Source organism: Nocardia abscessus (assembly GCF_015477775.1).
Taxonomy (GTDB): Bacteria; Actinomycetota; Actinomycetes; order Mycobacteriales; family Mycobacteriaceae; genus Nocardia; species Nocardia abscessus_A.
Genome location: NZ_JADLQO010000002.1, coordinates 701,924 through 726,589, shown reverse-complemented (window position 1 = coordinate 726,589; position 24,666 = coordinate 701,924). Strand labels below are relative to the sequence as shown.

The following is a 24,666-nucleotide window of genomic DNA, read 5'->3' as shown; positions in this document are numbered from 1 at the left end:
GGGCTAATCTGTTCGGCGTGGCAGACGAAAGTGGGTCGGTGTCGGTGTCCGAATCGGGCGACGAGAATACGCGGGCCGGTCGCGCAAAGCGGCGGGCGAAGAAGAAGCAACGGCCGTTCTGGCAGGAATTGCCGATCCTCATCGTGATCGCCGCGGTGATCGCCGCACTGATGGTCACCTTCGTCGGTCGGCCGTACGTGATTCCGTCGGAGTCGATGGAAACCACCCTGCACGGATGTGCCGGATGCACCGGCGACCGCATCTACGTGCAGAAGCTGAGCTACTACTGGAGCGATCCACAGCCGGGTGACGTGGTCGTGTTCGTCGGCCCGCCCTCGTGGAACACCCACTACAAGTCGATCCGCTCGGACAATGCCGCCATCCGTGGCGTACAGAACTTCTTCTCCTTCTTCGGCCTGGTGCCGCCGGACGAGAACGATCTGGTGAAGCGCGTGATCGCGGTCGGCGGTCAGACCGTGGAGTGCTGCGACCCGCAGGGCCGGGTGATCGTGGACGGCAAGCCGCTGGACGAGCCGTACGCCCGCTACCTCGCCCCGTACGTGCCGGGTCAGCCCTACAACTCGACCGGCGGACGTGAGTTCAAGCCCGTGAAGGTGCCCGAGGGGCACCTGTGGGTGATGGGCGACAACCGCAACCAGTCCGCCGATTCCCGCGCGCACATCACCGACGAACTGCAGGGCACCATCCCGGTGGACAACATCCGGGGCAAGGCCGTGTTCAAGATCTGGCCGCCCGGCCGGATCGGACCGGTGCACTCGGAGAATCCCCAGACGAACTGATCGCTCGGGGCGCAGGATAATTGGACGGTGGGGCAAGGTCGAGTGCCGGTGGGTAACGGATGGCCGCCGCGCGTGGTGATGCGCAGGGCGGGAGGGCTGCGCACGCTCGAGGCGGCGTTGATCCGCAGTGGCCTCGGGCCGGTGGCCGGCGTCGACGAGGCGGGCCGGGGGCCGTGCGCGGGACCGCTGGTCGTGGCGGCGTGCCTGCTCGCCCCGAAGGCCTACGACCGGCTGGCCGGTCTCGATGACTCCAAGAAACTCACCGAGGCCACCCGCGAAGAGCTGTACCCGGTGATCATCCGGTTGGCGCTGGCCTACCAGGTCGTCGTCATCCCGGCCTGGGAGATCGACTCGATCGGCATCCACGTCGCCAATATCGAGGGAATGCGCCGCGCCGTCGCCGGGCTCGGCCAGGAGCCCGGCTACGTGCTGACCGACGGGTTCCGGGTCCCCGGCATTCCGGTGCCGTCGCTGCCCGTGATCGGCGGCGACGGGGCGGCGGCCTGCATCGCGGCGGCGAGCATCCTGGCCAAGGTCACCAGGGACCGCATCATGGTCGAGCTGGACCAGCGGTTCCCCGGCTACGGTTTCGCCGCCCACAAGGGCTACAACACGCCCGAGCACACCGCCGCGCTGCACCGCCTCGGACCGAGCAGTGAGCACCGCCGCTCCTGGCGCAATGTTCGCGAGGCCGCCGGGCTCCGGCCGGTCGCGGCGGCCGCCGACGCCGCGGACGCGGTGCTGGCCGAGGGCCTCGACGAAGCAATGTCCGAGCAGTTTCCGAACGGGCGTACGGCTGGCCGAGTGGCTACCGACGCAGCGCATGCGCGATGATGTCATCACACGACGCGATGCGGCGAGAAGGAGGACGTCCCACCCGATGAGTGCCGAGGACCTCGAGAAGTACGAAACCGAGATGGAGCTCTCGCTGTATCGCGAGTACAAGGACATCGTCGGCCAGTTTTCGTACGTGGTGGAGACCGAGCGCCGCTTCTACCTGGCCAATTCGGTGGAGCTGCGGCCGCAGAACGCGGACGGCGAGGTGTACTTCGAGGTGCGGATGAGCGACGCGTGGGTGTGGGACATGTATCGCCCGGCCCGCTTCGTCAAGCACGTCCGGGTGATCACCTTCAAGGACGTCAACATCGAGGAGTTGGAGAAGCCCGACCTGCGGCTGCCGGAGTGAGCCCAAGGGTTCTGCACAGCGGCTCGGCTATCCACAGGTTTTCTGTTCTCCCAGGTCGGCGGCGCTGACCTGATTCGCGCCCGGCGCACGCTGGCCGGGTGACTGACAGACAGGCGCTCGGCGCGCACGGGGAGGAATTGGCGGCGGAATTTCTGCGCGCCGCGGGGATGGAGATCGTCGCAAGGAACTGGCGTTGCCGATACGGCGAGCTGGACCTGATCGCCCGCGACGGCGACGTGACCGCGTTCGTGGAGGTCAAGACTCGTTCCGGCCTCGGCTACGGCACACCGGCCGAGTCGGTCACCTTCGCCAAGCGGCAGCGGATCCGCCGGCTGGCCCTGTTGTGGCTGGCCGAACAGGACGGGCCGTGGCGGCGCATCCGGTTCGATGTGGTGTCGGTGCTGGCGGTACGGGGTCGCGCACCGGTCATCGATCATCTCGAGGCGGTGTTCTGAATGGCCCTCGGGCGGGCGCACTCCGTCGCGGTGACCGGCGTGGACGGTCTGCTCGTCGAGATCGAGGCCGATATCGGGCAGGGCCTGCCTTCCGTCCACCTCGTCGGGCTGCCCGACACCGCGTTGCAGGAGTCTCGCGACCGGATCCGTTCGGCGGTGGCGAACTCGGGGGAGAAGTGGCCCGACGGCCGGGTGGTCCTCGCATTGTCGCCCGCGACCTTGCCGAAGCTGGGCAGCGTCTACGACCTGGCATATATTCGAATAACACGCTCTTAAACACACAGGTCAGAGCATGAAGAAGCCCGGACAACCCGCCGTAGCGTGTCATACCGGGCTTCGTGGCTCAGCGGCGCTTAGAACTCGCCGTCTTGCACGCCAGCGGTGAATGCGTCCCACTCACCGGGGGTGAAGACCAGCGCGGGGCCGGTCGGATTCTTGGAGTCCCGAACGCCGACCATGCCCCTGTCGAGAAAGGCAACCTCTACGCAGTCCTGAGAGCCGCTGCTACGGCTGCTCTTGAACCACCTTGCCCCCGACACGTCAACTGTCACCGGGCCAACTCCTCTGCAATCTCAAGGATGAGACGCCTACTGGCGTCTTCATCTAGTGCCGAACGCTGTAGCCGAGTGTATGCGTCACGGTACTGCTCTACCTCGACGGGTTTCTCAAGGTAGAGCGCACCGGTAAACCCCTGGACGAAGATCACGGGAGGTTCGGTCATATGCGCTCTGGGGTGCCTAGGGAACTCCAGGAGCACGAACGTGCCCACCAACAGCCCCGGATGTGTGCCCGCTGACGCAGGCACGACGCGCACAGACACGTTCGGTAGCGTGCTGATCTCCAAGATGTGATGGAGCTGTGCAGACATCACGGACGGCCCCCCGACTGGTCTCCGTAAGGACAACTCATCCATGATGACTTCAAGGACGAGAGGGTTTCGACTATCGGTTAGGCGATCCTGACGGCGGGCGGCTAGTTCGATGCGCCGTTCGACCTCTGCGGTTTCCATGCCCGGGAACTCGGTCCAGATAACTTCGCGTCGATACTCGGGGGTCTGTAGCAGTCCTGGGATCAGTGCAGACTGATACGTGACGATGCGCTCCGCTGCCTGTTCCAAGCCGACAAACGGTTCGAAGTGCTTGGGGATCGTGTCGCCGTACGCGTGCCACCAACCCTTGCCCTGCGCTTCCTCGCACAGCGCTAGCAGTATCTCGGTCTTCTCGGGGCTCGCGCCATACGCCTTGCAAAGCGCTGCGATGTCGATTGCTCGCAGCCGGACCGATTGCCCGGTCTCCATGCGCCAGATCGTTTGCTTCCCAACGGATATCACCGCTTTCGCCTCATCCATCGGCATCCCCGCCTTGTTTCGCAGTGCGGCCAGTTCGCGACCAAGCAGCCGTCTAACGAGCGTGGAGCCGGAGCCGCTATCCCTTGCCATTTCCTTAGTCTCCCAAAGAGTGCCGGTCTTGTTTGGAACTAGATTGACAGCTCAAGTGGAACTGCACCGGTTTTTCTTGGAAAGTTCCGACTGATACGTGGTTATGCCGACACGGACAGTGGTGTTCTGGATGTGCGCCCGGTAGGGAGCGCGGAATCGCAGACACCGCAACAGGTCCCGCCCTCGGGTACCGGTCAGGGGGTTGTCGAGGACCGGGCGCACCTAAGCCTTTCCGATACGAGTAGAGGTCTTCATGGGCCACATAGCGTTTGGGGACACCCCGGTGTCCCGCTGCCACTTCTACCGGCGTGTGTGTGATCTGCCCGCGGTGATCGACCCGCCTGAGTTGGGGCGCATCATCATGAAGTCGTCGCATGTGGGGGCGCTGACCATGCCGGCGCCTTTAGGGCGTGCTGTGCTGCACCAAATGCGGCACCGCAGAGACGCGTTGGGGCCGATTGTGGCGCATCCTCGCTCGAACAGATGGACGTATTTGGTGAGGCCCGACGTGCCTGAAGACACCAAGCTTTTCGCGGAGCTATTCCGGCTCGACGTGTCGATTGTCCGGGAGGGCGGCACGGTCGCGTTGCCCTCGCCCACGGCTGAGTCCGGAGCGATCCGGCATTGGATAGAGACACCCCGTGACCGGTTCCGCCCGTCTGGAATGGTCGTGGTCGGGCACATACGCGCCTGTGGTGGTCCGGGTAGGCGTTGGGCGTCGGTTCATGTCTGACTGCACTTCTCCGCTGCCGAACGATCCAGACGTGCATCTGTCGGTGTTCCTGCACGGCGCGCGGCTCGACTTCGCCGCGTGTCTCACGGCTGCGTTGGCGTTCGTTGAAGATCACCGGAAACGGCACTACGTAGATGCGGTGGCCGTGTTCCCCGATGCTGAGGGCTGGCCCAGGCTGCCGTGCGAGCGGTTGTACCTGGAGCGATGATGGTTCGGTTTCGGACACGCCAGGAACGCGCCCCACCTGCGCTCACTGGACGACAGAACATGCGTTTGGTCTTGGTCCCTCTAGGCCCCCTCGTCAGCTAGAGGGAGAGTCGCAGTCAACCCCGGTTCCCGACGATGTGCACCGGGGTTGTCCCATCGCTACATCCCGTGGGGAAACGAATGCAGGATGACGAGCTGGGTGAGCCGATCGCAACTCGTGAGCTGTGCTGTGACGGCAGTCCCGTGGTGGTGACGTTCGGTAAACCGGTGCAGGAGATAGACGGCTGGTCGTGCGGTTTCCGCATCGAAGGCATTGGCCGTAAACCCGTTACGCAGCGCAGCAAGGGCGACGACTCGGTGCACGCGTTGCTGCTGGCTATGTCGGCTGCTCGTCGCCTACTCGCGCACCGGGACGAGTTGTACACGTACCGGGGGAGCGCTGACCTTGGGTTCCCTTCGGTCGTGTAGCGGCGGTGTTTGTCGCTGTGGCATGCGACACTGGCCTGTTCCGACCATAGCGAGAAGGAGTTAGGCGTGGGGAATGACGAGCAGTTGGCCATGGAGCTCGGCGTACCCGTCGAGCAGACCGCATGGGGTAAATGGGTCGACCCTGAACGGCGTAATGCGCAAGCCCAGAAGTTCATGGACTATGCGGGCATACGTGAGATTCCTTCGGAGCCGTGGCCGGAAGACTCAGCGGAGGTTAAACGGCTCGATCCGATTATTGCCAAGCTGTTCCCGGATATGGCCACCGCGATGGCTCCCGAGAACGCCGACATGGCCGACGCATTCATTTGCTTCATCGGCGAATGCTATATCAAATTCGCGGGTGCACGGTGGATTGAATGGGAATCGTCCGACGATGAATGCACTTTCTACGACAGCTTGAATCCGGCGTTGGAATGTGACACCTACGACGAAGACGAGATTTCCGCCTGGGCGCTTATGAATGACATGATCAATCATTCTCCCGATGCGTACGACGGCATGTTCTCGTACGCGGCAGCTGCGCTACGTGAGTACGCGGCTGACCACGAGGCCAAACGTGGCGAGGAAAGCTAGGCCTGTTGCGTAACGGCTCTACACTCACTTAACCCGAAGTAGCACAAACGGGGGGCGTGGCCAGTTATGCCGGATGGATACGACAGAGACCGCCATAACTACGACAACAATACGCGTGGCAGGATATTCGAGAACGGCACATATCGGTACTTTCGCGACCGCGAGAACGGTTACGTGCAGCAGTCGAAGAAATTCCGCGCTGCCGGTGTGTCGATCAGGTTCGACAAAATTAAGGACGTGCGCGGACTGATCTACACGATTGAAGAAAAGTCCGGCAGAATGGATTCGCCTAAAGATGAGAAGCAGCTTGAAGTTGTTCGAGCGCTTCTCGACAAGGGTGAAATACAGCAACACGTACTCCGGACCGTCGAGGGCGAATATAGGTCGCCGGAAGTGCAGAAGCTTATAGATGGTTTGGTCCGCGACTTCAAGGAAAAGTTCACGCATCAGGTCATCCCTCGGCATGTTGCCCGCGAGATTTGGGCGATCGGACTACAAAGGGAAACGGGTAAGCAGCTCGAATTGCCCGGTGTCCGCGAGAAGGCGGGGCAGGAAAAGGCTCAGGAGCTACAGAAGCGGCGGGATAAAATCGCGTTGCTGGCAAAGGCGCGGGGGCGAGCCGAGAAGTTCCGGAATATGCTGCGATTCCGCGATGGTGCTACACGTGGCCGAGCGGAGGCCCCTGGGCGAGTCGAGCGTAACCGACAGGCGCAAGAACAAGCCAAGCTAGCCAGGCAGGCACGCGAAACGCCGGAAGCCCGGGTGGCACGTGAGGCTGCCGAACGGGTGGCTCTGGAATTCCCGGTACCCAATCAGTTGCAGGAACGGGAAGCCGCCGACACTGGGGAACATGCGGCCCGAGAGGCTGCCGACGCTGCCAGCCTAGAGCGTGCAGCAGCCGAGGCACGCGCGGCAGCCGCCAAGGCGCGTGAAGAAGCCCTCAGAGCGCGCGAGGTGGACGAGAAGGAACGCGCACAAGAATTGGCGCGCCTGCAAGCCCGCGGAGTGCCCCCGGAAGTGGTGAAGCTTCTCGGACTCGGGCAAGCGCAGCCACCGTCAGCGGCGGTGCGAGAGCCGCCTGGTCACGCGCCTGGCGTTGTGCGTGGCGGCACCGGACAAGGGCAAGAACGCGCGCGGGGAATTGCTCGCGACCGATAACCGACTCTCATCGCTGCTCACAGCCTCCGGCGTTGCCCGCCCCGGTTAGTGGGTAGTCCGATAGGGCTGCAACCGATTTCGTCGCTCAGGAGCCAATCTGGAGGCATGTTCCTGGTGGGCTATGGACCCTCCCCCGGCAATGGTGGCCCACTCTCAGGCATTCGGGCCGATATTTGTGCAGACAGGGGGGAGGGGGCGGATTATATCTCCGGACGGGGTTGGTTGACTGGCTGCGCTGTGCTGATTGCACCGCTGAACATCGCGCGTACCGGGCCGTGTTCATGGGGCCGAGTAATTGGGCATGTGTTCAGTTGGCGTTCTATCGCTTTTGCAAGTAGTGGACTACTCGTGGTCGGGGCAGTTGCCGGGTGCAGACTTGCTGGATCGGGGTGATTTCATGCAAAGCCGATGGAAGGACGGGCCGCAATGACTAACTCGCAGACGCCGAATCGACTCGATCTAAGTCGACACCTTGTGCTTTTCTCCGGTGGTGCAGACTCCACTTACATGATCGAGCGTGAACAGTCGGCGCTACACCTCATCCACTACGCCACCAATCCGGTCAAGACCCTCGCTGCGGAGGCCACTGCGCGGAGGCTCCATCGGTGGTTGACCATCCGTCGGCTATTGGAAATGCCTGCTTGTGACGGCGAGATTGACGAAATCCACGCGTTGGTGGATACGCAGATGGTTCTTGATGCCGCGATTGTCGCGGCGCACTACGGAATGCGGGGAATCGCGGTCGGATTCAACAAAGACGACCTCGGCATTGACACCGGCGCGGTAACTCGGATCATGTGTCGCGCGGCACCCAATTTCGAGATACTGACACCTCTTGCCGGGATGTCGGCGAGGAAGATCAGGAAGTCTCTCGATAAGAACAAGACCCACTATGTTACGTGCATGGTCTCTGATCCGCCGTGCGGATACTGCCCTAAGTGCGTCCGTGGTTACTAGGCCCTCCTAAACCGAACTAGCGCGTGCTCGATCGAGGCTTAGCCGTGGAGATTTGGCTAGTGCTGTTACCCGGTTCCCGGTTCCCGGCAGTGGTTCCCGGAACCGGGAACTATCGGCTGTTGAGTCGGGGCTTTGGCTCCGGTAGGAGACCGCTCGGCCCGACTAGCCACTGATCGCGGGGGGCTCCTCGCTCTTGTCGCGGAGCGGAGGAAGCGTGCGCGTCTCACGGAACATTTTGCCTAGCGCCTGGATGATCGCCGGTCGGTCTTGCGGCTTGGTTCCACGAAGCGCGTAGACCGTGATCAAGACACGCGCGCCGGTCGCGACTATTGCAGCAGCGGCTGCCGACGTTCCAGCGGCTGTGACCCAGTCCATTCAGATCCCTTGTTCCTCTCTCTGATCGAGAGAGGGCAGCGGCCAGCCTCAGCTCGACCAGATCGCTATCTGGTGAACCAAGGTCCAGCCTCCGGCAAGACGGATCTTGAAGTGTTGGTGAGCACTCTTCGCGCTTCGGTTTGGCCCAGAAACCATCACCGGTTGGAGCTGGGCGTGTGTCGCGCGTTTCGCACGCTTACTGCAACCTTTCGCAGTTGCTGATTCAAGGATACGCACACGCCCTTGCCGGTCGAGAGGCGGCACCGTTGGCGGCGTGTCGAGTCGAGCGCTTGAGGCTACGCAGGCTTCGGTCGGTGGTGTCTGTCTGGACCTAGGCGGGCTCACCCTCAGCAAGGTATCGGTACACCGTGGCCCGCGAGCAGCCGAGCATTTTGGCGATATCCGGTACGGGCACGTCCTTCGATTTCAAGGCACGTGCCTTGGCGGCATCCGTGTCGTTGACTTTCCGGGGGCGTCCGCCCTTGCGGCCATTGGCAGTGGCAGCGGCCAAACCGGCGCGGGTGCGTTCGATCATGGTGTCGCGTTCAAGTTGAGCGAACGCGGCCATGATGGTGAGCATTGCTTTGCCCATGGGGCCATCGGTGTGCAATCCCTCGGTGAGGGAGCGGAACCCGATACCGCGTTCGGTCAGTTGCTCGATTAACTGGAGGACGTGAACGGTGTTGCGGCCCAGCCGATCGAGCTTCCACACCGTGAGTACGTCACCCTCGCGCAGGTGGTCCAGGCACCGTGTCAGTTCGGGTCGTTCGGCTTTCGCGCCGGAGACGCCGTGGTCGGTGAAGATTCGCGCGGCCCCGGCAGCGTCGAGCGCATCGAGTTGCAACTGTGGGTCTTGGTCGGACGTGCTGACTCTCGCGTACCCGATCACTGCCATTGCTCCGCCTGTCTCATAATCCCGTTTGTTGACCGGTTTTGAGACTAGAGGTTTTGAGACGGGTTTTCAAGACAGCGATGCGTGCGGAAGTTGCTGCATGGCCTCCGGGGCGGAATGGCGTTGTGCCGTCTCGGCTACGGATCGTTTTCGAGACTCCGGCCGGATCGAACATCGGGGAGTCGGCCCGCTGGGGTGGGGGCCGTCACATTTCTAAAGTGACTTTCGACACAGGAGTGTCATTTGCGGTTATTGGTGGTTGTTTGGTGTTGAGGTACCGCAGGGTACCCGGAAGTTCCCGCAAGCCCCCACAAGCCCCTCCTGTAACTCCCCGCAGAGGGTATGGGCAGGCCACGGGGTTTTTCGCGGGCTTTACAAACGGTGGGTTCCCTGCCTCATACTCTGAGGCGTGTTGCGAGTACGAGAGTCGGCGGTTTGTCAAATACAGGGGCGTTGCAGGTCACTGCGTCTCACGGCCAGGGGACCCCTCCCCGCGCCTGTCCGGCCGCACCGCATCGCTCGGTTGGTCGCTGTACATACGCATTCCGAGGGGGTGAAGGGTCGTGCTCGGCCGGGGGACGGACCGACACTGCGGCGGCATGTGGGCTTGTGCCGTGACAAAACCTTGCAACTGTCACGACCTTGCCAATATGTTCGGGTCGGCAACCGGCTCGGAAGCGAGGTAGCGGGTTGCGCGACAACTGCATAGCGAAGGGTGGTCCGATGCTCGACCATTTCATGACGACAGGCCAAGCGGGGCGACGGGTGGGCTTCACGCCCCAAACGATCCGCTCTTGGATACACGCCGGACTGCTCACGGGGTACAGGGTCGGACCCCGAAACTTCAAAGTCGACCCCGCCGAACTGGATACGCTCGTGGTCGAGCTGTACGGACGGCGGAACGCCGCATGAACGAGGACATGCGCGCTCACGTCATGGCCGTCGTTGACAAAGCACCGCTCATGACCCCGCAACTGCGTGAACGCATCACGGCACTGTTGAGGACGGGCCGACCAACCACCATTGGCGATACCCCGGCACAAGGACAGGGCGAAACCTGGCAGGCCGCCGCATGACCCTCATACAAGTTCGTTCCATGTCCGATGTTCGAGCGATCCGAGACAAGTACCTGTCTCCGCCGCGATCCGACAACGAGCACGCCGCGCCGGAAACGTCGAAAAAACCCAGCCACCCAAGCGGTACCCAGTTCGCGGAACCACTGTCGGGAACCGGGAACCACTTCCCGCCGTCCGCTGACCAAGGAGATTCACCCCCTTTGAGAACCGCACGAGAGAACGACCACGAGCCGCCCTCCTACGATTCCGTTGCCCTCGTGGCAGATGACGGATTCGCGGAACCGGGAGCCGGTAACCGGGCGAATTATGTTGACATGGCCGCATTCGTGGACGGCTCAGGCTCTGCGCCGGTTCCGAGCGTGTGCACCCGTACCGACGGGGTGCGCCTGCTGTATCCGGGTGCAGTGAACGCCGTGTTCGGTGACCCCGAAGGCGGTAAGACGTGGCTCGCGCTCGCCGCTGCCGTCGAAGTCTTGCAAGACACTGAGGGTCGAGTGCTGCTCATCGACCTTGACCACAACGGCCCCCAAGCCATCTGGGAGCGGTTGTCGGCGCTTGGTGCGGATGGTGACGTGATCAAACATCGTGGACGGTTCCGGTACATCCAGCCGGACTCCTCCATGGAGTTGGACGACATCGTTCGGGACATGCGGGACTGGCGGCCGACATTCGTGTGTGTTGATTCGATGGGTGAGCTTCTGCCCCTGTTCCATGCCAAATCGAACGATTCCGACGACTTCACGCGAGTGAACAGGACTGTGTTGCGGCCATTTGCCAGGACGGGCGCAACTGTCTTGTATGTCGACCATCTTTCCAAAGGTGTCGAGTCACGCAACTATGGCGCGTCCGGCACTCATGCGAAGTATCGGGCGGTGGATGGTTCCTATCTGCGGGTCACCATGAAAGACCCATTCGCGAGAGGGCAGGGAGGTTCGGCACATCTGACGGTCCGGAAAGACCGACACGGGAGCTTGCGCGAGTTCTGCTCACAGGCTAGGGACAACACTGGAGAGCAGTACGCGGGACTGTTCACCCTCACCGACGACGGCGGGCGGCTCACATGGGCAATCCACGCACCCCGAGAAGGCGAACAGATTCCCACCCTGAAAGCTCCGAGTTCCAACGTTGACGACTGGGTGCAGAAGATTGCCGCACTCGATCCACCTGCCAAGTCTGGCAACGATGCGCACAGGCGTCTGGGCGGGAAGAAAGCGGATCTCTTGGCCGCATACAAGCAGTACTGCGGGCTCAGCGAAGCAGCGTAGTAGCTCGGTTCCCGGTTCTCGATGGTAGCTCTAGGAACCGGGATCTTTCGCATCCGCGATTCACATCCCTGTTTCAGCAGAGTTCCCGTAACGTAGCGGTTTATGGAGTCCCTGTTGATATTCGGCTCGCCTGTCGCGATCATCGGTGTCGTTCTAACGGCATACGGCCTGTTGTTGAAATTGAGAGAAGTCCCCGTTCAAGGATGGCACTTTCGTGTATCACGGGAGCGGATTGCGACTAATGGCCTGCTGGATGTCGACGTACGCATCAGGTTGATGGGACAGGCCGTACTGTACGAATGCAAGGTTCGGGTCTGGGGTGTCGCTACAGTCCGGTTCGACACAGGCCATAGGCTTCCCAAGATGACTTGCGATGATGACCCCATTGAGTTGAATGTTTCCTTCCCTGTCGGGCCTGTCGAAAAGGCTCCTTGGGTTGGCGTTACATGGCTCGAACCGTCGAAAGGAATCGGGGTCGAGCAGTGTGCGCGCTATAACGTTTGGACTGACGAATATCAGCGTTGGCAGTGGAATCGAATAAGAAACGTCTTCCGCTTCAATTGCGCTCCGAAAGGGCACTGGCGCACAATTGAAGAGAAGTCGCCCCGAACGAGGTTTCATGTCGAACGCTGGTCAGGTGATGGGCAGAAGGTGGATCCTGCTTCAGTGAAGCCGCACGACATATGGGGATTCTAAGGCATCATGTCCGCTGGAACTGCCGCCGGGCATGGCTCTAGTCCTGGTGGCGGTTACGAGCCTTGTTTACGATTGGGGTGACTTCCATTCAATCTGGACATAGTCGGGGTCGAAGTACTTGCCGCCTGGTCGGCGTCCCTTTGGCGCAGGCAGGATGGTTACCGTCATCAACGTGTCGACAATCTTCCCTTTGACATCCGCGCTGCATGCTTCGAATGCTTCACGTATGCCCTCGTCTGCAAGGACTAGGTTAGCGAGGATTGATTTCTTCCGGGCCGTAGCGATTTGTTGCCGAACTGCTTCCAGTTCTGCCTTTTTCTGCGCCGTACCTGTCTTCAACTGTGAGCCCGTAATCTCGTCGTTGTTGAACATAGTTACTAGTTCGTTCAAGCGTGCTTCGATAGCCGTCTCGCTCGCCTTCAGCGCATCTATGTCGATTTTCTGGTCGCTGCCGAGCCTTATTCTCGCGTCATTCCGTGAGAGTCGCTCGACAACTAGATCGGTAACGTACTCATCGAGTGGTTCCGCTATGCGGCCTAGATGCGCGTGCGCGTTGCATCTGTAAGTAGGCGCAGTGTTACTCCCTCTGCGTGCTGAAGCCCATATGATCACTCGCTCGCTGGCACACTTGCCGCAGAAGTAAACGTTAGAGCCCATCCATTTACGCTCGAAGGCGTCTTTCCTGGTTCGCGTAGGGTCTTTCAATAGAACCTGTAAGGCCGTCAGGGTGTCGCGATCGAAGATGGGTTCCCATTGCCCGTTGGCGATGTCCTTACCTTCATGAAGTGAAATCCCGGCATTCCTCGGCCGAAGAAGGATTTTCTTTACTTCGCGGCCGACGAACAGCTTGCCTCCCAACGAAGTCCGCAAACCTGATTCGTTCCACTCACGCGCTATTTGATTGAGCGAAACCCCGCTGAGGGCATCTCGCGCGCCCTTGCTGATTGCTTTTGCTTCGGATGGACGCAAGTGCATTCCGTCTGGCTCCCATCCGAATGAGCGCCGTCCTCCTCGGTACTTTCCGTCTCGCGCAGCTTGCAGCTTGGCAGCTTTCTGGCGTTCAATGCCGTGCTCGACCTCGTGTCTTGATGCGGCACCGAGCATGCGAGCGATCATTTTGCCGCTCGCGGTAGAGAGGTCGAACGCGCCTGCTTTGACTGTGCGGACTTCGAGTTGGTGTCGGTCGCATAGGTCAATAAATGCTTCGAGTTCGATCGGGCGGCGGTGAAGTCGATCGACATGCCACGCGATGACGGCGTTTGCTTCGCCTTCCTCCAGGGCCTTGCACATTGCGTCGTATCCGGGGCGTTTCTTGCCTGCATAGGCGGAGATGTCGTTGTCCTCGTAGACACCTGCCACTGTCCACCCGAGCCGTTCCGCAAGCTCTGTGCATTCGTCCCGCTGTCGTTCGACGCCGAGCCCCGCGCCTTCCCGATCCTTAGAAATTCTGACGTAGATGACTGCCTTGACTGCGACCTGCATGCTTATGAGCGTAGCTGACGGACTTACGACCTGGCGCTGGCCGTCGCGGTACTGGACGCGTCCGGTTCGGTCCCCTCCGAGCGGCTCGCGAAGACCGTGCTGCTCGGAGAGCTCGCGCTGGACGGGCGGGTGCGACGGGTGCGTGGCGTCCTGCCCGCCGTGCTCGCGGCGCGCAAGGCCGGTTGGTCGACCGTCGTGGTACCGGCGGTGACCATGGCCGAGGCCGGACTGGTCGAGGGTATCGAGGTCTTCGGGGCCCGCAGCCTGCGCGGTGTCGTGGCCTGGCTGCGCGGGGAAGGCGCGCTCGACGAGCCGGACGGCGACCTGCCGGATTCCGTGCGGCAGGGCGGCGATCTCAGCGAGGTGGTCGGACAGGACGAAGCGCGCTGGGCATTGGAGGTGGCCGCGGCGGGCGGCCACCATCTGCTGCTCACCGGCCCGCCCGGCATCGGGAAAACGATGCTGGCTCAACGCCTTCCGGGACTGCTGCCACCACTCACCGAGACCGAGGCGCTGGAGGTGACCGCGATCCACTCGATGGCGGGCACGCTCGCCGGTGACCACCCGCTGATCACGGCGCCGCCGTTCGTCGCCCCCCACCACTCGACTTCGGTGACCGCGATGATCGGCGGTGGCTCGGGGACCGCCCGGCCCGGCGCGGTCAGCCGGGCGCACCGCGGCGTGCTGTTCCTCGACGAATGCGCCGAACTCGGCACGAAGGTGCTGGAGGCGATGCGAACACCATTGGAAGAAGGGGAAGTGCGCATCGCCCGGCGTGACGGTGTGGCGCGTTACCCGGCACGCTTCCAGCTCGTGCTGGCCGCCAATCCCTGCCCGTGCGCCCCGGCCCGCGATGTCGACTGCATCTGCGCACCGCTGGCTCGCCGCCGCTACCTCGGCAAGCTGTCCGGGCCATTGATCGACCGTATCGACATCTGGGTGCGGATGCACGGGCAGTCCGGCGCGGCGTTCAGCACCGATGCCGCCGAGAGCAGTGAGGTGGTCCGCGAGCGGGTCGCCGTCGCGCGTCGCGCCGCCGCCGAGCGCTGGCGCGAGTACGGGTGGCTTACCAACGCCGAAGTTCCCGGTCACATCCTGCGCCAGCGCTTCCGGCTACCACGCGAATCGCTCGCTCCCGTCGAGACCGCGTTGCGTCTCGGCCGCATGTCCGCGCGCGGCGCAGACCGCGCCATCCGGGTGGCCTGGACCATCTGCGACCTACGCGGCGGCGACCTGCCGTCGGCGCAAGACGTTCTGGCCGCATTGAACTTCCGTCAAAGGGTTCCGCAATGAGCGCGACGGTCCCGGCCGAGGAGAAGGCGGCCACGGTGCCTGCGGCCTCGACCATGCCCCGGGCAGACGTGTCCGCAGTGGTGGATGTGCCTGTGGTGGACGTGCCAGCGGCCGCGGACATGCCTTCCGCATTGGGCGTGCCCCAGGTGGCGGACGTGCCCGTGGTGGCGGACGTGCCTGCGACCGCGGACGTACCGCCGACGATGGGCGTGCCTGTGGCGGCGACCGTGCCTGTGGTGAATGTGCCCGCGGTGGAGAGCGTGCCCGCAGTGGCGAACGTCTCTGCGGTGGGCGACGCGCTTGGTTCCGGAGTGTCGTCCGGTGAAGCCGATGCTCGGCGGCTCGCATGGGTGTATCTGTCGCGGGTGGTGCAGGGGCCGTGCGCGCCATTGTCGGCGCTCATCGAGTCGGTCGGGGTGGTCGAGGCGGCGCGTGCTGTGCGGGAGTGTGCGCTGCCCGAACCGCTGCGGGGGCCGACGGCGCAGCGGCGCGAGGTCGACGTGGCGGCGCGGGATCTGGAGACCGTCGAGCGGATCGGTGGGCGAGTGGTGACGCCGGAGGATCCGGAGTGGCCCGCTTGGCGGATGCTCGGTCTCGCGCAGCTGGAGCCGGGGCGGGATCGCGACGGCGCCGTTCCGCTCGTGCTGTGGGTGCGCGGCCCACGCTCGCTGCTGGAGTCCAGCGAACGCGCTGTGGCGGTGGTGGGGGCCCGGTGCAGCACCGGATACGGAAATCGGGTCACGGGGGAGATCGCGGGCGATCTCGCCGCGCAGGGGTGGACCATTGTGTCCGGCGCCGCGTTCGGGATCGATGGCATGGCGCATCGGGCGGCGTTGGCGGTGGAGGCACCGACGATCGCCGTGCTTGCCTGTGGGATCGACCGGCCGTACCCGGCGCAGCACGAGCGCCTGCTGGCCGACATCGCCGAATCCGGATTGGTGGTCAGCGAATACGCGCCCGGTGTCACCGCGCAGAAGCATCAGTTCCTCGCCCGGAACCGCTTGATCGCCGCTCTGGCCGACGGCGTGCTCGTCATCGAGGCAGGATTGCGCAGCGGCGCACGCAACACCGTCAAATGGGCACGCCGCCTCGGCCGTCCCGCCCTGGCCGTGCCCGGCCCGGTGACCTCGGCCGCGTCGGTGGGGTGCCACCGCATGATCCGCGACGGCGAGGCCCTCTTGGTGACCCGTGCCGAGGAAGTCGTCGACGAGGCGGGGCCGCTGCGGTTGTCGACTTCCGAAGCAGCGGCAGGCGGTGCTCCGGCTGACCGGCTGACCGGCGACGAGGCGCTGGTCTTCGCCGCGCTACCGAGAGTGGGTTCGCGCTTGCCAATGGAGGTGTCCCGGCAATGTGGGCTGCCCCTTCCAGTGGTACGTGCGACATTGGCCGCTCTCGAATTGGCGGGGCTGGTGGCCAGTGACGAAAGTGGTTGGCGCCGAACGGCCCGCCGCCCGTGAGCGCATTCGGCGCGGGGGCTTGCCATCCGGGGCGCGGGTCGCGACGGTGGAAGGATGGAGGAACTGCCCGAAGATCTGGAAGCGCTGCTGGTGGAGTACGGCAGGCATCTGCGGCTCGGGCGCAACCGCTCGGAGCACACGGTGCGGGCGTATCTGGGGGACGCTCGGTCGCTGCTGGAGCATCTGTACACCCGGTCGGCGGATTCGGCCATCCGCGAGCTGGACCTGCTGCTGTTGCGGTCGTGGCTGGCGCAGCAGGCGGCGGCGGGTGCGGCACGAACGACCGTGGCCCGGCGGGCGTCCTCGGCGCGCACGTTCACCGCCTGGCTCACCCGGACCGGCCGGTTGCCCGCCGATCCGGGGCTGCGGTTGGGCTCGCCGAAAGCGCATCGCGTCCTTCCCGCCGTACTCGGGCGGCAACAGGCGCTGGGCGCCATGGACGCGGCGCAATCCGGTGCCGCCCAGCGTGATCCGATGGCACTGCGGGACCGGGCGATCGTGGAATTGCTGTACGCCACCGGCATCCGGGTCGGTGAATTGTGCGGGCTGGACATCGAGGACGTGGACCGCGAGCGGCGTGTGGTGCGCGTGCTCGGCAAAGGCAACAAGGAGCGATCGGCGCCGTTCGGCACGCCCGCCGACGAGGCGGTCGGCAATTGGCTGAGCTACGGACGCCCCGCCTTCGCCACCGTCGACTCCGGCCGAGCGCTGCTGCTCGGCCGCCGCGGCAGACGGCTCGATCAGCGCCAGGCCAGAACCGTGGTGCACGAGGTCGTCTCGGCCATCCCGGGCGCACCCGACATGGGCCCGCACGGTTTGCGGCACACCGCCGCGACCCACCTCCTCGAGGGTGGGGCGGACCTGCGTGTGGTCCAGGAACTTCTCGGCCACGCCAGCATGGCCACCACCCAGCTCTACACCCATGTCTCCATCGAGCGCCTCAAGAAGGTGCACGACCAGGCCCACCCCCGCGCCTGACGGTCACCCGGCGATCGGCCGCATCGCACAAGAGGCCACCGAGGATCGGCTCACGGACTCACGTAGTAACGCACCTGCGCCTCTCGTCCGTCCGCGGTCCGCCAGCCGCCGGGCCCGCCGGCCACGTGACGCCAACCGTGCCGCTCGTACATCGCGACCGCCGCCGCGCTGTCGGAGGTCACCGTGAGCACTGCGCGCTGCCCCCGGTCCGCGGCCAGGCGCGTGGCCGCTGTCAACAGTTGTGAACCCACACCCGCCCGCCGCTCGGCCGGGGCGACATACAACCGGATCACCGAGACGACGGCCTCTGTGCAGGCCGATTCGCGCACGACCTCCGGTGTCCCACTGCTCGCGCCGAGTCCGATGTGACCGACGACGGCGCCGTCGCGTTCGGCGACGACGGCCGCGAGGAGTTTGGGCGGCGACAGCCATCCGGCCGGGTCCGTCGGCCAGACTTCCGGATATCGGTCGATCTCGTGGACCTGCCGCAACGCTGTGGCGCAAGCATCGAGGTCGCGCTCGGTTCGCGGTCGGATGAGGACGCTCATCCGACCATCCTGACCCATCGATCGCCGCCGAGCCGCCACTATTCCGACTGATCGGTCTGTTTAGTGCCGGTGTCGTGCACTCGGGGTTCGGGAAACGCCCCGGTCGCATTGCGAAGTAGGCGAATACCCGTGTGGCAGGCGCTCGGAAAGCGCACCCTGAGAGAAGCGAATCGGTGCCCGCAGTTCACGACGTATTTCGAGTGGGAAAGACGAGCGATGCCTACGTCTGGCGGACAGGCCCTGGGTCGCGGACCGTACTCATCAGCGGGACAGTCCGCGTGGTGGCAGTCGGCCGCAGGCGCTGCTTCCCGACCCGCCGGACAGGACATGGCGCGCGAGATTTCTCTCGACGGCGGCCCGGCCAGTCTTACTATCGGACGGTCCGCCACAGCCGATATTCCCGTAACTTCCGATCCGACCGTCTCCCGGCTGCACGCCGTTATCGAGCGGGTGGGCGGATGCTGGGTCATCGTCGACGACGGACTGTCCAAAAATGGCACATTCGTCAATGGCGAACGTGTCGGCGGACGGCGGAAACTCGATTCCGGCGACACGATTCGCGTCGGACGGTCGGTATTCGTCTTCCGAGCCGCCGAATCCTTCGACGAGGACATGACGCTCGCCCACGCGCCACTGCCCACCCGCAATTCACTGACCCCGGCCCAGTATCTGGTTCTCGAGGCGTTGTGCCGCCCATGCGACGCGCACAACGCGTATTCGTATCCCGCGACCAACAGCCGGATCGCGCGCGATCTGTGCCTGAGTATCTCGACGGTCAAGACGCACATGCGTGCGCTGTTCCGGATATTCCAGGTCGAAGCCTTACCTCCGAACCAAAAACGGCTGTTCCTGGTCGAACGCGCTATCGAATTCGGCATTGTCACCGACTCGGACAGGTAAGGCTTCGGCTGGATCTGCCGGAGTTCGCCCCGCGTTCCGTCAAATCGGCTGGAAACCCGATCCGGCGCCACCGCGTGCGTTCACGTCGGCGACGATCGCGGTGATGTCCGTTCCGAGTTGCGGTCCGAGGCACGGCACCGCCAGGTAGCCGTTGACCATGCCGACCAGCGTGGTCCCGACGACGAGCGGAGCGCCAGAATCGCCCTCGACGACACACGTCTGGGTCCAGGTCAGATTGCCGCTCGTGAACACGTCACCATAGGCCACCCCGCAGGTCCGGCCGGTTGTCCTGCCTTCCTTGCAGACGGTGTCCGGAGGCCGGGCCGGGCCGCCCAAGCCGGTGATTGTCGTCCCACCCACCTGGTTCACCGGCACGACCATCCCCGGATCGAACACGATCACGGAATAGTCCATGGTGCTGTTGGCATAGTCGACAGTGCCGACCACGCCGGCGTCGCGATCGGCCTCGGCGGCGATGGTGGCATTCGCCTCACCGCAATGCGCCGCGGTGAATCCGACGAGCCGGCCGCCGGAGTCGCGCCCGATCGTGGTGAGCGTGCAGATGTTCTGACCGCCGACGACGATGCCGGAGCCGCCACCCAGAACGGATGACGGCTCGGCCTGCGCGGTCCCGGGTGCCCCGAACAGCGCCGTGGCCGCGGCAAGTGCCGCGGCAGCGCCTACGAGTTTCCTGAACTTGGTCATTCGGTAATTCAACCGCACTTATCCGCGCGTCACGATTGATTCCCCCAGTTTCCTCGGCCGGGCGCCTCCTGGGCCGGGTCTCGAATTCCGTCTTCGTGCCGGATCCCGGTCACGGATCGCAGACAGCGACGAGGCGCCTCGGGTTCACGACATCTCCCGAGGCGCACTCGTCTTCGAGGCGCTACCTACGAATTCGCCTCACGCGGCGCAGACGAACACGGCGACCGCGTTGACCACCGGCGGAAGCAGCAGCAGAGGAGCACAGAAAATGCCCAGCGGCCAAAACAGGCCCAATGTCGCGGGCTCGACCTGAACCGGTACCGGATGATCCGCCACTTGCCCGGGTCCGGGGGATACGTCCGGTGCGGCGGAAGCAAAACCTGAACCCAGGGCGATGATCGGTGCGATCGCTACCGTCGCCGCCGTAACGCGCATTTTGTTCGTGATCATGATGTCTCCATCGATTGATTGCTTCACGAGCCCTCGTTTGTTGAAGGCCTCAGTGTGAACACACCATCAACTCTTCTCGGAGGGCGCGCGGGAGACCATCAGCCCCAGGGTCGGAATAGTTCATACCGGAAGGCGTTCACCCGGTCGGCGCGGGTGGCCGCGACGATCAGCCGTTCGCGACCGGGACGGTTTCCGGCTGCTCGACGACCGGTCCCGGCCGACGCGCGCGCAGCAGGACCGCGCCGAGCAGTGCGGCGGCGATGCTGAATCCCGCGCTGATCCACGCGCCGGTGGACATGGCGGCGGTGAAAGCGTCCTTGGCCGGCTCCAGGTAGCCGAGCTGGAAGGCGGCCCCGATGGATTCCCGGGCCGCCTCGGGAGCGTCGGCGGGCATGTTCGAGGTGAACACCCCGGCCAGCACGCTGCCGAGGACGGCGATGCTGATCGCCATGCCGACCTGCTGCAGCGTGTCGTTCATCGCGGAGCCGACACCGGCATGCTGTAGCGGGATGGCGCTCATGATGGCGGCGTACGCGGCCGGACCCGCCAAACCGCCGCCCACCCCCATCACGAGCATGCTGACCAGAATCCACAGGTACCCGCTCGCGACGGCGAGGATGCCGAAGGCCACACCCATGACGAGCAGGCCGGACACGATGAGCGTCTTGTTGCTCAGGGTCTTGCCGAGCGTCGCGCCGAGCCCGTTGCAGACCGCCGCGGCCACGGCGTACGGCAACAGCGCCAGTCCCGCCTTCATCGGCCCGTAGCCCAGCACGAACTGCAGGTACTGCGTCAGCATCAGCATGACCGCGCCCATGCCGAAGACCATCAATAGCAGCGTGAAGCACGTGCCCGTGAAATCGCGGCTGCGGAACACGGCCAACGGCAGCATCGGATGGGCCGATCGGCTCTCCCACACGACGAACGCGGCCGCCGCGACGACGGCCAGCACGATCACGCCGACGTTCCATTCCCGCTCGATGATCACGTAGACCGTCGCGCTCAGCGCCACCACGGACAAGACGACCCCGACGAGATCGACCGGCCGCTGCTCGCCGGTGGTCTCGGGCATCAGCACGACCGCCGCCACGATCGCGAGCACGGCCACCGGGATGTTGAGCAGGAACACCGACCCCCACCAGTAGTGCTGGAGCAGAAAGCCGCCCAGCGTCGGTCCGGCGACGATGCCGACCATGGAGACCGTCGACCAGGCCGCCATCGCCGTGCGCCGTTCGTCCTCGGCGAAGGTGGTCATCAGGATCGACAGCGTCGACGGCATCAGCAGCGAACCGCCGACACCCATCGCGGCGCGCGCGGCCACGACCTGCCACGGCTCGGTCGCCAGCACCGCGGCCAGCGACGCCACGCCGAACACCGCCAGTCCGGCGATCAGCGCTCGGCGCCTGCCGAAGCGGTCGGACAGGCTTCCCGCGGTGAGTAGGAGCCCGGCGAAGACCAGCACGTAGGCGTCCAGGATCCACTGCACGTCCGACGGCGTGGCACCGAGCTCCCGGATCAGCGACGGAATGGCGAGATTGAGCACAGTGCTGTCGAGCATCAGCACGAGCAAGGACAGGCAGAGGACCCCCAGAACCCACCAGCGGCGGGGGTCTCGTACAACGTTCGATTTCACTCGCACAGCGTACGAGAAACTCGAACAGTGTGCGAGCGATTATAAGATCGTGTTGTGACCAAGCAGTTCGCCTCGGTATGGACCAAGCAGCCGCGCCAGCCCAAGTCCGCGGGGCTGCATCGCGAGCAGATCATCGCCGCGGCTGTGGAGCTGCTCGACGCCGAGGGGCTGGAGGCGCTGAGCATGCGCAAACTCGGCGCGAAGCTCGGCGCGGGCGCGACCAGCCTGTACTGGCACGTCTCCAACAAGGAGGAACTGCTGGAATTGGTGCTCGATGAGTTCTGGGGCCTGGTGCGGACTCCGGAGCCGGAGCAGGCCTCCTGGCGCGAACTGCTGACCACCTTCGCCTACAGCCTCCGCGCGAGCATCCGGGAGCACCCGTGGATGGCGACCCTGGTGGGGCGGTTGCCCAGCATCGGCCCGAACTCGCTGCGCCTGAGCGATCGGCTGCGCCGCGCGTTCGTCCAGGCGGGTTTTCAGGGCGTGGACATCTACCTGGCCAGCGGAACGGTGATGTGTTTCGTCCTCGGCCAGGTGCTGCCCGAGATCGCCTGGGACACGGCGTACAAGGGCGCCGAGATCGACACCGACGGCGTACTGAACGTGATGACCGAACTGGCCGGTGACTATCCCGAAATGCTCGCGGACTATCAGGCGATCATCCCGACGGACCAGGAGGTCGGGCGTGCGATGGCCTTCGACTTCGGTCTGCTGTGCGTCCTCGACGGCTTGGAAGCCCGCCTCCGGCATGCGGCACGATCCGAGGAGTCGTCCGAAAGTCGTGTTCCGGAGGAGTGAGGTCCTAGAAAGTGAAACAGGTTCGCTAGGGGAGAAGTTCGGTAGAGGCCGTATTGCGCCGATAAACTGATACGTGTTCTATAGACGTGATCCTGCGGGGTCGCTCCGCACGGCAGCGCGGCGCGCGGGCGCCGATGTGCAGAAAGGCGTCGACGTGAGCACGCACACCGTTCTCGGCCGCGAGGTCCGCATGCCGGTCCGTATCCGGCTCGCGCACGCGTTCATGGCCACCTACCTGGTGCCCGCCGCGGCGGCGCAACGCCTCATCGACTACTCCGGCCTGCGGGTTCTCCGGCTGCCCGGCGGGCGGGCGATGTGCACGCTGGTCTTCGTCGACTACGTCGACGGCGATCTGGGCCCCTACAACGAGTTCGGCGTCTCGTTCATGGTGCGCCACCACACCGCGGGCGCGGCCTCGGGATTCGGCGATCTGAAGGCGCTGAGGACCGGGCAGGCCGGTGTATTGATCCACCGGCTGCCGGTCGACGGCGATTTCACCCTGGCCGCCGGGCGCGGTATCTGGGGATTTCCCAAGGAACTCGCCGAATTCGTGGTGGACCACGGTGGCCGGAGGCGCAGCGGTGCGCTGCACCAGGACGGGCGGCTCATCGCGGACCTCACGCTGCGGCCCGGGTTCGCGACCCCGAACGGGCGCGCCACCGCGTCCTCGTTCGACGCCTACTCGCACATCGATGGCGTCACGCGCTGCACGCGCTGGGCGATGCAGCCGTCCGGCATGCGAGCGCGTCCCGGCGGGGCGGAGCTGAAGCTGGGCGATCACGAGATCGCCGCGGAACTCCGGTCGCTGGGCCTGCCGCGCCGGGCGCTGATGTCCTCGTCCGTCTCGCGGCTGGCCATGACATTCGAGGACGCCATCGCCATCTGACGTCTCGCTCGCCCGCGCATAACCACCCGGTCACGGGCGCGTGAGGCGCGTGGACGGCCCTGGTGACGGCGATTAATCTGACATAGCGGATCGTTTGCCAACGCTAGCAGCGATGGAGTGATGCCCGTGATGGTCGCCGACCGGACCTGCCTCGGCGATGAGCGCTGTGAGCTGGTTCTATGGCGTGATTTCGGGTCTGGAACACGAGCTGGTCATCGTTCGGCGCGCATCGCGCGAACCTGGTTGCTGAGATCTACCGGCGACATCTGGCTTCCAGTCGGCTATCCGAGCGACGCGACGGTGAGTGCGCTCGACCGTGCGAAGTGGCCGGTGCGCCTACGAACACGGATCGGGTTCCCGCCGTCGGCGATGGGCGGCCGCGAGCTTCCTCGGTCCCCACTAGCGTGGTGTGTCGTGACCACCGTGCAGTCCGGCGTCGACCCGTGCGACGGAGCGTCGCCTCGGGTCAGGAGCCGCCACCCTCGTGGGCGGGTCGCTCGGCACTCGACGATCCGAGCCGAGGCGGCGTGACGCTGCCGAATCCCGAAGCCGAATCGGAAGAGGGCGAAGAGGAACTCGACTATCGCTTCACGCTCGCGAACGAGCGCACCTTCCTCGCCTGGATGCGGACCGCGCTGGGGCTGCTGGCGGGTGGCGTCGCGGTGCACACACTGGTCCAGTCGTTCCGGATCGCGGGACTGCGGCGCGCGATCGCGCTCAGCTGCCTGGTCCTGGCGGCAGTCGTCGCGGTCGGCGCGTACGCGCACTGGCGGCGGGTCGGCGTGGCCATGCGGCGCGGCGATCCGCTGCCGGACACGGTGCTGGTGCCGGTCCTGTCGGCGGGCATCGCGATCGTCTCGGTGCTGGCGGCGGTGGCGGTGCTGCTGCGGTGAGCGCGCCCCATCTGTCCGCCGAACGCACCGCGCTGGCGTGGCGGCGCACCGCCGTGGCGGCGATGGTCGTCGGCACACTGTTCTTGCATCAGGCACTCGAAAGCGGCTGGCGAGCGGCCGCGGCCGCGCCGATCGGCGCCGCGATCGCGATGGCGGCGCTGGCCGGGGCCTGCTATCTGCGCAACCGCGGTCTGCGCCGCGGCCACTACGCCCATGGTGGCCGCATCGTCGCCGCGACTGCCGCGGCGGTGTTCGTGGTCGCGGTGGCCGCCGCGGCCGCCGGCTCCCTCGAACCGCTGCCCTGAACCGGCAGCGGCCCAGCAAGGTTGGTCGAGACGACAGG

The 24,666-nt window shown here is 64.9% G+C and carries 27 protein-coding genes and 2 pseudogenes; 21 read left to right on the top strand and 8 right to left on the bottom strand.

Annotated elements, in window-relative coordinates:
* The first annotated feature begins 17 nt into the window (after positions 1 to 17).
* The 5 genes and pseudogenes from lepB to IU450_RS09065 all read left to right on the top strand — a co-directional run.
* Complete coding sequence (gene lepB / locus IU450_RS09085; RefSeq protein WP_324197596.1) at positions 18 to 800, top strand: signal peptidase I; 783 nt, start codon at positions 18 to 20, stop codon at positions 798 to 800.
* 48 nt (positions 801 to 848) lie between these two features.
* A complete protein-coding gene (locus tag IU450_RS09080; protein WP_324197595.1) occupies positions 849 to 1,634 on the top strand; it encodes a ribonuclease HII in 786 nt (261 codons plus the stop codon).
* Between the two features lie 46 nt (positions 1,635 to 1,680).
* On the top strand, positions 1,681 to 1,986 hold the full coding sequence (locus IU450_RS09075; RefSeq protein WP_011210678.1) for a DUF2469 domain-containing protein: 306 nt from the start codon (positions 1,681 to 1,683) through the stop codon (positions 1,984 to 1,986).
* A 98-nt stretch (positions 1,987 to 2,084) separates the two neighbouring features.
* Entirely contained in the window at positions 2,085 to 2,441 is a 357-nt protein-coding gene (locus tag IU450_RS09070; RefSeq protein ID WP_195149286.1) for a YraN family protein, read from the top strand.
* Positions 2,442 to 2,693, top strand: a pseudogene (locus IU450_RS09065) (magnesium chelatase domain-containing protein); the annotation flags it as partial.
* Between the two features lie 101 nt (positions 2,694 to 2,794).
* On the opposite strand, the gene IU450_RS09060 reads toward IU450_RS09065, so the two are convergent.
* Positions 2,795 to 2,992, bottom strand: coding sequence for a DUF397 domain-containing protein (locus IU450_RS09060; protein WP_195149285.1), 198 nt, complete (start codon positions 2,990 to 2,992; stop codon positions 2,795 to 2,797).
* On the bottom strand, positions 2,989 to 3,879 hold the full coding sequence (locus tag IU450_RS09055) for a helix-turn-helix domain-containing protein (RefSeq protein WP_195149284.1): 891 nt from the start codon (positions 3,877 to 3,879) through the stop codon (positions 2,989 to 2,991). Before IU450_RS09055 ends, IU450_RS09060 begins: the two co-directional genes overlap by 4 nt.
* A 641-nt stretch (positions 3,880 to 4,520) precedes the next feature.
* On the opposite strand from IU450_RS09055, the gene IU450_RS09050 reads away from it, so the two are divergent.
* The 5 genes from IU450_RS09050 (at position 4,521) to IU450_RS09030 (ending at position 7,996) form a co-directional block, all read left to right on the top strand.
* Positions 4,521 to 4,820, top strand: coding sequence for a hypothetical protein (locus tag IU450_RS09050; protein ID WP_195149283.1), 300 nt, complete (start codon positions 4,521 to 4,523; stop codon positions 4,818 to 4,820).
* A 179-nt stretch (positions 4,821 to 4,999) separates the two neighbouring features.
* On the top strand, positions 5,000 to 5,287 hold the full coding sequence (locus IU450_RS09045) for a DUF6968 family protein (RefSeq protein WP_195149282.1): 288 nt from the start codon (positions 5,000 to 5,002) through the stop codon (positions 5,285 to 5,287).
* Positions 5,288 to 5,353: 66 nt separating this feature from the next.
* A complete protein-coding gene (locus IU450_RS09040) occupies positions 5,354 to 5,881 on the top strand; it encodes a hypothetical protein (protein ID WP_195149281.1) in 528 nt (175 codons plus the stop codon).
* A gap of 66 nt (positions 5,882 to 5,947) precedes the next feature.
* On the top strand, positions 5,948 to 7,039 hold the full coding sequence (locus IU450_RS09035) for a hypothetical protein (RefSeq protein WP_195149280.1): 1,092 nt from the start codon (positions 5,948 to 5,950) through the stop codon (positions 7,037 to 7,039).
* A gap of 426 nt (positions 7,040 to 7,465) precedes the next feature.
* Positions 7,466 to 7,996, top strand: a complete 531-nt coding sequence (locus tag IU450_RS09030) for a hypothetical protein (RefSeq protein WP_195149279.1) — start codon at positions 7,466 to 7,468, stop codon at positions 7,994 to 7,996.
* A gap of 706 nt (positions 7,997 to 8,702) precedes the next feature.
* Here the strand turns inward: IU450_RS09030 and IU450_RS09025 are convergent.
* Complete coding sequence (locus IU450_RS09025; RefSeq protein ID WP_195149278.1) at positions 8,703 to 9,266, bottom strand: recombinase family protein; 564 nt, start codon at positions 9,264 to 9,266, stop codon at positions 8,703 to 8,705.
* Between the two features lie 905 nt (positions 9,267 to 10,171).
* Between IU450_RS09025 and IU450_RS09020 the strand changes: the two genes are divergently transcribed.
* The 3 genes from IU450_RS09020 (at position 10,172) to IU450_RS09010 (ending at position 12,300) form a co-directional block, all read left to right on the top strand.
* On the top strand, positions 10,172 to 10,339 hold the full coding sequence (locus IU450_RS09020; RefSeq protein ID WP_195149277.1) for a hypothetical protein: 168 nt from the start codon (positions 10,172 to 10,174) through the stop codon (positions 10,337 to 10,339).
* A 314-nt stretch (positions 10,340 to 10,653) separates the two neighbouring features.
* On the top strand, positions 10,654 to 11,604 hold the full coding sequence (locus tag IU450_RS09015) for an AAA family ATPase (RefSeq protein ID WP_195149276.1): 951 nt from the start codon (positions 10,654 to 10,656) through the stop codon (positions 11,602 to 11,604).
* A 102-nt stretch (positions 11,605 to 11,706) separates the two neighbouring features.
* Positions 11,707 to 12,300, top strand: a complete 594-nt coding sequence (locus tag IU450_RS09010; protein ID WP_195149275.1) for a hypothetical protein — start codon at positions 11,707 to 11,709, stop codon at positions 12,298 to 12,300.
* 66 nt (positions 12,301 to 12,366) lie between these two features.
* On the opposite strand, the gene IU450_RS09005 is transcribed toward IU450_RS09010, so the two are convergent.
* Entirely contained in the window at positions 12,367 to 13,782 is a 1,416-nt protein-coding gene (locus tag IU450_RS09005; RefSeq protein ID WP_195149274.1) for a recombinase family protein, read from the bottom strand.
* Positions 13,783 to 13,806: 24 nt separating this feature from the next.
* Between IU450_RS09005 and IU450_RS09000 the strand changes: the two are divergent.
* The 3 genes and pseudogenes from IU450_RS09000 to IU450_RS08990 form a co-directional block, all read left to right on the top strand.
* Positions 13,807 to 15,075: pseudogene (locus tag IU450_RS09000) on the top strand (YifB family Mg chelatase-like AAA ATPase); the annotation flags it as partial.
* A 203-nt stretch (positions 15,076 to 15,278) separates the two neighbouring features.
* Positions 15,279 to 16,532: a DNA-processing protein DprA gene (gene dprA, locus IU450_RS08995; RefSeq protein ID WP_195149602.1), complete on the top strand. Its 1,254-nt coding sequence runs from the start codon at positions 15,279 to 15,281 to the stop codon at positions 16,530 to 16,532.
* Positions 16,533 to 16,586: 54 nt separating this feature from the next.
* Complete coding sequence (locus IU450_RS08990; RefSeq protein ID WP_195149273.1) at positions 16,587 to 17,510, top strand: tyrosine-type recombinase/integrase; 924 nt, start codon at positions 16,587 to 16,589, stop codon at positions 17,508 to 17,510.
* Positions 17,511 to 17,560: 50 nt separating this feature from the next.
* Here IU450_RS08990 and IU450_RS08985 read toward each other — a convergent pair whose 3' ends face one another.
* Positions 17,561 to 18,058, bottom strand: a complete 498-nt coding sequence (locus IU450_RS08985; protein ID WP_195149272.1) for a GNAT family N-acetyltransferase — start codon at positions 18,056 to 18,058, stop codon at positions 17,561 to 17,563.
* A 327-nt stretch (positions 18,059 to 18,385) separates the two neighbouring features.
* Between IU450_RS08985 and IU450_RS08980 the strand changes: the two genes are divergently transcribed.
* Positions 18,386 to 18,958, top strand: coding sequence for an FHA domain-containing protein (locus tag IU450_RS08980; protein WP_195149271.1), 573 nt, complete (start codon positions 18,386 to 18,388; stop codon positions 18,956 to 18,958).
* A gap of 39 nt (positions 18,959 to 18,997) precedes the next feature.
* Here IU450_RS08980 and IU450_RS08975 read toward each other — a convergent pair whose 3' ends face one another.
* From IU450_RS08975 to IU450_RS08965, 3 genes are all read right to left on the bottom strand, one after another.
* Complete coding sequence (locus IU450_RS08975) at positions 18,998 to 19,663, bottom strand: serine protease (RefSeq protein WP_195149270.1); 666 nt, start codon at positions 19,661 to 19,663, stop codon at positions 18,998 to 19,000.
* 198 nt (positions 19,664 to 19,861) lie between these two features.
* Positions 19,862 to 20,113, bottom strand: a complete 252-nt coding sequence (locus IU450_RS08970) for a hypothetical protein (RefSeq protein ID WP_195149269.1) — start codon at positions 20,111 to 20,113, stop codon at positions 19,862 to 19,864.
* 166 nt (positions 20,114 to 20,279) lie between these two features.
* Positions 20,280 to 21,746 carry an MFS transporter gene (locus tag IU450_RS08965; protein ID WP_324197594.1) on the bottom strand — a complete coding sequence of 489 codons (1,467 nt, stop codon included), beginning with the start codon at positions 21,744 to 21,746 and terminating at the stop codon, positions 20,280 to 20,282.
* 54 nt (positions 21,747 to 21,800) lie between these two features.
* Here IU450_RS08965 and IU450_RS08960 point away from each other — a divergent pair, with 54 nt between their 5' ends.
* The 4 genes from IU450_RS08960 (at position 21,801) to IU450_RS08945 (ending at position 24,628) form a co-directional block, all read left to right on the top strand.
* Positions 21,801 to 22,544, top strand: coding sequence for a TetR/AcrR family transcriptional regulator (locus IU450_RS08960; protein ID WP_195149268.1), 744 nt, complete (start codon positions 21,801 to 21,803; stop codon positions 22,542 to 22,544).
* Between the two features lie 154 nt (positions 22,545 to 22,698).
* Positions 22,699 to 23,430, top strand: coding sequence for an acetoacetate decarboxylase family protein (locus tag IU450_RS08955; protein ID WP_195149267.1), 732 nt, complete (start codon positions 22,699 to 22,701; stop codon positions 23,428 to 23,430).
* 527 nt (positions 23,431 to 23,957) lie between these two features.
* A complete protein-coding gene (locus IU450_RS08950; protein WP_195149266.1) occupies positions 23,958 to 24,323 on the top strand; it encodes a YidH family protein in 366 nt (121 codons plus the stop codon).
* Positions 24,320 to 24,628 (top strand): DUF202 domain-containing protein, encoded by a 309-nt coding sequence (locus IU450_RS08945; RefSeq protein WP_195149265.1) that lies wholly within the window; start codon positions 24,320 to 24,322, stop codon positions 24,626 to 24,628. Before IU450_RS08950 ends, IU450_RS08945 begins: the two co-directional genes overlap by 4 nt.
* Positions 24,629 to 24,666: the final 38 nt, after the last annotated feature.

Bases quoted from the DNA above. Each gene is read 5' to 3' on its own strand.
- IU450_RS08990 (WP_195149273.1), top strand. From the start codon at position 16,587: ATGGAGGAACTGCCCGAAGATCTGGAAGCGCTGCTGGTGGAGTACGGC.
- IU450_RS09055 (WP_195149284.1), bottom strand. From the start codon at position 3,879: ATGGCAAGGGATAGCGGCTCCGGCTCCACGCTCGTTAGACGGCTGCTT.
- IU450_RS09020 (WP_195149277.1), top strand. From the start codon at position 10,172: ATGAACGAGGACATGCGCGCTCACGTCATGGCCGTCGTTGACAAAGCA.
- IU450_RS08980 (WP_195149271.1), top strand. From the start codon at position 18,386: ATGGCGCGCGAGATTTCTCTCGACGGCGGCCCGGCCAGTCTTACTATC.
- IU450_RS09035 (WP_195149280.1), top strand. From the start codon at position 5,948: ATGCCGGATGGATACGACAGAGACCGCCATAACTACGACAACAATACG.
- IU450_RS09075 (WP_011210678.1), top strand. From the start codon at position 1,681: ATGAGTGCCGAGGACCTCGAGAAGTACGAAACCGAGATGGAGCTCTCG.
- IU450_RS09025 (WP_195149278.1), bottom strand. From the start codon at position 9,266: ATGGCAGTGATCGGGTACGCGAGAGTCAGCACGTCCGACCAAGACCCA.
- IU450_RS09015 (WP_195149276.1), top strand. From the start codon at position 10,654: ATGGCCGCATTCGTGGACGGCTCAGGCTCTGCGCCGGTTCCGAGCGTG.
- IU450_RS09010 (WP_195149275.1), top strand. From the start codon at position 11,707: ATGGAGTCCCTGTTGATATTCGGCTCGCCTGTCGCGATCATCGGTGTC.
- IU450_RS08970 (WP_195149269.1), bottom strand. From the start codon at position 20,113: ATGATCACGAACAAAATGCGCGTTACGGCGGCGACGGTAGCGATCGCA.
- dprA (WP_195149602.1), top strand. From the start codon at position 15,279: ATGGGCGTGCCTGTGGCGGCGACCGTGCCTGTGGTGAATGTGCCCGCG.
- IU450_RS08985 (WP_195149272.1), bottom strand. From the start codon at position 18,058: ATGAGCGTCCTCATCCGACCGCGAACCGAGCGCGACCTCGATGCTTGC.
- IU450_RS08975 (WP_195149270.1), bottom strand. From the start codon at position 19,663: ATGACCAAGTTCAGGAAACTCGTAGGCGCTGCCGCGGCACTTGCCGCG.
- IU450_RS09045 (WP_195149282.1), top strand. From the start codon at position 5,000: ATGCAGGATGACGAGCTGGGTGAGCCGATCGCAACTCGTGAGCTGTGC.
- IU450_RS09005 (WP_195149274.1), bottom strand. From the start codon at position 13,782: ATGCAGGTCGCAGTCAAGGCAGTCATCTACGTCAGAATTTCTAAGGAT.
- IU450_RS09030 (WP_195149279.1), top strand. From the start codon at position 7,466: ATGACTAACTCGCAGACGCCGAATCGACTCGATCTAAGTCGACACCTT.